Annotated in this window: 2 protein-coding genes and 1 pseudogene; 2 read left to right on the forward strand and 1 reads right to left on the reverse strand. The window is 69.7% G+C overall.

Annotation, left to right across the window (positions count from 1 at the left end):
* Window positions 1–162 (reverse strand): annotated as a pseudogene (locus QN345_RS18805) (arsenic transporter); the annotation flags it as partial.
* Here QN345_RS18805 and QN345_RS18810 point away from each other — a divergent pair.
* Together QN345_RS18810 and QN345_RS18815 are read left to right on the forward strand one after the other, a co-directional pair.
* Window positions 125–1,012 carry an SLC13 family permease gene (locus tag QN345_RS18810; protein WP_323509081.1) on the forward strand — a complete coding sequence of 296 codons (888 nt, stop codon included), beginning with the start codon at window positions 125–127 and terminating at the stop codon, window positions 1,010–1,012. The pseudogene QN345_RS18805 and the gene QN345_RS18810 sit on opposite strands and share 38 nt — an antisense overlap.
* A gap of 85 nt (window positions 1,013–1,097) precedes the next feature.
* Window positions 1,098–1,625 (forward strand): PRC-barrel domain-containing protein (locus QN345_RS18815; RefSeq protein ID WP_323509082.1); only part of this gene is annotated, 528 nt, incomplete at its 3' end.

Raw genomic sequence — 1,625 nt, forward strand, 5'->3', positions numbered from 1 at the left:
CCACACCGTCGTGAGCGCTAACGGCAGCGGCGGCAGGCCCGCCTGCCGCGCGACGACGACGACGACCGGCGTCAGGAGCACGGCGGTGGTGTCGAAGGAGAGGAACACCGTCGTGACGATCGCGATGCCGGCCACCCACAACCAGAGCAACCAGGCCCTGCCGCCGCTGCCGTTCGCGCTCACGACGGTGTGGCTCGCCAACACCGGCAGCCTGCTGCTCCCGATCAGCAACCTGACCAACCTGCTCGCCCAGAACCGCCTCGGCGGCATCTCACCGATCGCCTTCGCCGGGTTGACCGCGGCCCCGGCGCTCGTCGCCGTGGTCGTGCCGATGGCAATGGTTGCGATCGTCTTCCGGAAAGACCTCGGCAAACGGTATTCGAGCGTCCCCGTGCAGCGGATGCGCGTCGCGGGAACGTCGGGAGCGGTGGCATCCGTCGACCGGGTGCTGCTCGGGACGAGCGCGCTCGTGCTCGCTGCCCTGCTGCCCGCCCTCGTCGTCGGCGTGCCGGTATGGCTGCCGTCGAGCATCGCCGCACTCGTGCTGGCCGTCGTGTTCTTCGTCAGGCGCCAGAGCGTTCTCCGGATGACCCTGATTCCCTGGTCGCTCCTGCTGTTCAGCGGCGGGCTGTTCCTCGCGATGGAGGCCCTGCAGAACCTCGGGCTGCCCGTGCTGCTCACCGCGCTTGCCGGGGCGGGGAACGCGCCGAGGGACCTGTTCCGCCTGGCCGGCACGAGTCTGGTCGGCTCGAACCTGACCAATAACCTGCCCGCCTACCTCGCGCTCGAACCGGTCGCCGACTCGACCCCGCGGCTGCTCGCCGTCCTGATCGGCGCGAACGTCGGCCCGCTGGTCACCCCGTGGGCGTCGCTCGCGACGTTGCTCTGGCACAGCAGGCTCGAGAAGATGAACGTGCTGATCCCCTGGCGCGGGTATGCGCTCTTCGGCCTCGTGCTCGCCCCGGTGACGGTCGGGTTGAGCGTGCTCACGATGATCCTGGTCACCGCGTGACGCCTGGGCAGCCGCACCGGACGGTGCGAGAATACAGAAACCTGTCCGTGCCCCCAGCGCGTGCCTCCAGTGAAGGAATGACCGCATGATCACCCTCGAAGGGATCGACGACATCGTCGTCAACGGCGGTGTCGTCGTGACGAGCGACGGTGCGAAGCTCGGCTCGGTCGAACAGGTCTTCCTGAGCGAGGACTCCGGCGAGCCGGCCTTCGTCACGGTGCGCACCGGCCTGTTCGGCATGCTCGAATCGTTTGTTCCGCTGGCCGGCGCGACCATCGACGGCCCGCGCGTGGTCGTGGCCTTCGACCGCGACCGCATCCGCAACGGCCCCCGCATCGAGAGCGACCGTGGATCGATCACCGCCGACGAGGAGAACGAACTCTACGGCTACTACGGCACCTCCGGGCCCGAGTCGGGTGGTTCGCCCGAGTCGCCCGAGTCGCCCGAGTCGCCCGAGTCGCCCGAGTCGCCCGAGACGCCCGAGTCGGCCGAGTCGGCCGAGTCGAGCGTTTCCGTCGAACCGACCGAAATAGCAGCGGATGCCACGGGCACCCCGGCGCGGCAGGTGCAGTCTCCGGGTGCGCCGCCCACCCCGGACCATCCGCATCCCCAC

The sequence above is a fragment of the Cryobacterium sp. 10I1 genome (assembly GCF_035019805.1).
GTDB classification, from domain to species: domain Bacteria; phylum Actinomycetota; class Actinomycetes; order Actinomycetales; family Microbacteriaceae; genus Cryobacterium; species Cryobacterium glucosi.